This is a genomic window from Nostoc sp., from assembly GCF_041747015.1.
In the GTDB taxonomy this organism is placed as follows: Bacteria; Cyanobacteriota; Cyanobacteriia; order Cyanobacteriales; family Nostocaceae; genus Nostoc.
The window spans coordinates 1-3,039 of record NZ_JBGTFY010000225.1; the positions used below are offsets into that span (position 1 = coordinate 1).

Annotated in this window: 4 protein-coding genes; all 4 read left to right on the top strand. The window is 35.6% G+C overall.

Going from position 1 to position 3,039, the window contains the following annotated elements; translation table 11 throughout:
- Positions 1–458 precede the first annotated feature (458 nt).
- Positions 459–1,643: an acyl-CoA dehydrogenase family protein gene (locus ACEW80_RS18015; RefSeq protein ID WP_373527909.1), complete on the top strand. Its 1,185-nt coding sequence runs from the start codon at positions 459–461 to the stop codon at positions 1,641–1,643.
- A gap of 128 nt (positions 1,644–1,771) precedes the next feature.
- The gene (locus ACEW80_RS18020; protein ID WP_373527910.1) at positions 1,772–2,044 is read left to right on the top strand and encodes a DUF2584 family protein; all 273 of its coding nucleotides are present in this window, start codon (positions 1,772–1,774) and stop codon (positions 2,042–2,044) included.
- Between the two features lie 4 nt (positions 2,045–2,048).
- The gene (locus ACEW80_RS18025; protein WP_373527911.1) at positions 2,049–2,378 is read left to right on the top strand and encodes a hypothetical protein; all 330 of its coding nucleotides are present in this window, start codon (positions 2,049–2,051) and stop codon (positions 2,376–2,378) included.
- Entirely contained in the window at positions 2,371–2,550 is a 180-nt protein-coding gene (locus tag ACEW80_RS18030) for a hypothetical protein (RefSeq protein ID WP_373527912.1), read from the top strand. The genes ACEW80_RS18025 and ACEW80_RS18030 overlap by 8 nt, the downstream gene beginning before the upstream one ends.
- Positions 2,551–3,039: the final 489 nt, after the last annotated feature.

The window sequence follows — 3,039 nt, forward strand, 5'->3', positions numbered from 1 at the left end:
TAGCATCCAGAGGTTCAAAAACCTTGCACTTTCGTCGGCGAGCGCCGGGCAAATTGGGAAACTAAGCGACGAAACTACTATTTTGTAAGCTGTGTGGCTTCTAGATTCGCTCTGGAGACTTATTCAGCAAGCCCTATATAGTCTTTAAAAACAAGTCTTTGGGCAAAGTTATTGATCAAATTACATAACTTTGTAAAATTAATTTAATTGGAACTTGCTTTATTAAATAGATTGTGCAAATATGAGTATATTCTATATGTCGATAAATTTACCGTAGATTTATCTTTATAACCCAAATTTTAGAATTGTCCCGCACGAAGGTTAGCAGAAGAAATAACAATGACAAACGTCATCAAAACCTATGAGCTAGAAGGACAAATATTGGAAGCCTGTTCTTAACAATTAATTGATTAAGCCAAAAATCACAGCCATTTTGTAAGTGAGAGAAGCGACAACAAATGCAATTAGTTGAAACCAGAGAATCTGAAGATTACATTGTTCTGGCTAAATCTTTAGCTGAGGAATTTGCCCAAACTGCGATCGCCCGCGATACGAAAGGCGGAACACCTAAACAAGAACGCGATCGCTTGCGCCAAAGCAACTTACTCAAACTAATCATACCCAAAGAATACGGTGGTTTAGGGCAAAATTGGATCGTTACTCTCAAAGTTACCCGCGAGTTTGCCAAAGTTGACAGTTCCATTGCTCATATCTTCTCCTACCACCATTTAGGTGTGGTTGTTCCTCATATTTTTGGTTCAGTAGAACAGAAACAGCGATATTATTTAGAAACCATCCATAATAATTGGTTTTGGTGCAATGCCCTCAATCCCCTGGATAAAAGAACAACTCTCACACCAGAAAATAATCATTTCCGTCTCAATGGCATCAAAAGTTTTTGTTCAGGCTCTCAAGACTCAGATATATTACCGATCACTGCCACTAATCAAACAACTGGTGGATTAAACATTCTGGCAATTCCTACCCAAAGAGAAGGCGTTACTGTTCATGATGATTGGAATAATATGGGGCAACGCCAAACAGACAGTGGTAGTGTTACTTTTGAGAATGTATTAGTATACAGTCATGAAATTTTAGGTATTAGAGACAAATCAAGTCAACCTTTCGATACTATCCGCGCCTGTTTAACTCAATTGAATCTTGCTAATATCTACCTGGGAATTGCCCAAGGCGCTTTTGAGGCTGCTAAAATTTATACTAAAACCAGTACAAAACCCTGGCTGACATCAGGTGTAGAAGATGCCACCCAAGACCCGTATATTATTCAACACTATGGTAATATGTGGGTTGACCTCCAAGCAGCTAAGAGCTTGACTGACCAAGCGGGAGAATTACTACAAGCGGCTTGGGAAAAAGAATGGTCACTCAGCGCCGAGCAACGGGGGGAATGTGCGCTAGCGATCACTACTGCCAAAGTTGCAGCGACTAGAGTCGGTTTAGATGTCACCAACCGCATCTTTGAAGTTATGGGCGCACGCGCTACAAGTGCGAAATATGGCTTTGACCGCTACTGGCGCAATCTCCGTACTTTTACTCTCCATGACCCAGTGGATTATAAAGTCAAAGACATCGGTAACTGGGCATTAAATGATAGATTGCCAAAACCTGACTTTTATTCATAAAAATAGTACAACCACAGTTGCCAGGATTTTGAATAATTTGGTAGCTTATTAAAGCTGATTAGTGGTATCGTATTAAACTATGTTTAACAAAAAATATTTAAGTATGTAAGCCATGAAGATGGCTAAGGATGATTATGGGAATGCCCTGTGAAATCAACAGTATCTTAAAACTTAAGCAATCTCAAGGCTATCCTGAAAAACTAAAAATAGGAGAGCAGTATCAAGCTATCAAAGAAGATTATAGAATTATTCCAGTAGATGTCCCTATTCCTCTAGTTAATAATGACTGGGTTGCCTATGCAGATGTTATTATTAGGAAGTTGATTTGGGAAAATAAGCATACTATTTTAGTTTTTGAAATTGATAGAATTTATGAGCAGCCTTTTAATGTAAAAGTTTGAACTTATGTCAAAGCTAAATTTGCAGTATTTAAAGAAAAACTTGAAATATGAAGTTGACTATTTACTTAGCAAATTTAAGCTTTCTCAAGCTGCTATTTTTATTATTACACTTTTCTGTTTAGTAGTAACTGGATTGGGTGATACAACTTCTTTTTTTAACAGCAACAGTAGCTTTATACCTAAAGATTGGACTTGGCTCAATAGTAAAAATTTTGTCAATTTATTAGATTTAAGTAAAATGGAAGATTATAAATTGCATAGTGACGCATTAGATTGGATAATAGGTAGAAGTAAAGCAGTTAAATGGATTTGGAGAATTAAGAATAATGTCTAAATTATTTCCAGACATTACTAAGCATGAAAGAAAATTAGTTGATGTTATTTCGGACGGTAGTGCAAAAACTTACGTGTATAAAGATGTTAATGAAAAAAGCTCTGAAGGAAATTTTTGGAATAAGCTAGTTGATAAAATTTCCAACAAGTCTCAAAAAGAATCTAACTCCTAATTGTTTTTGGCATAGCCTAGTGAAAAATTGTATATGTTACTGAAAAATTTTCATTAGTCTTCTGCCAATCTAAGTTAAGAAACCTTTGCTAATAATGATTAGCAGAGGTTTTTATTTTATGTCTCATTATTGAGGAGAAACTAATCAATCTTGTTTAGATATAAAATTGCGGTTTTTAATATTCAAAGATCCTTCATTCTTCATGTTCTACATGAGTTCTGTAATTAATAAAAAGCTTAGGGATAGATATATCCAGACAGGGTAAGCGCATCTAATTTTGTAGCTCTTGATACAGATAAAAAGCTTAAAGCTCTATCTAGATATCAATTTTTCATTCAAAATCGAACGATTTTCGTAAATAATTGAAAAAACATGGTTCCAATAGCTTTTTATGTTTTTGACCATATAAAGACGAAAATGTCAATCCCACCCCTTGGCTCAGTGTAGTAATTTTGAACTTATTTGTGCTTTGGGTGAACCCCAAAACTA

What these genes read in the sequence shown, in the direction of transcription:
- ACEW80_RS18015 (WP_373527909.1), top strand. Translation starts at nt 459, where the DNA reads ATGCAATTAGTTGAAACCAGAGAATCTGAAGATTACATTGTTCTGGCT.
- ACEW80_RS18020 (WP_373527910.1), top strand. Translation starts at nt 1,772, where the DNA reads ATGATTATGGGAATGCCCTGTGAAATCAACAGTATCTTAAAACTTAAG.
- ACEW80_RS18025 (WP_373527911.1), top strand. Translation starts at nt 2,049, where the DNA reads ATGTCAAAGCTAAATTTGCAGTATTTAAAGAAAAACTTGAAATATGAA.
- ACEW80_RS18030 (WP_373527912.1), top strand. Translation starts at nt 2,371, where the DNA reads ATGTCTAAATTATTTCCAGACATTACTAAGCATGAAAGAAAATTAGTT.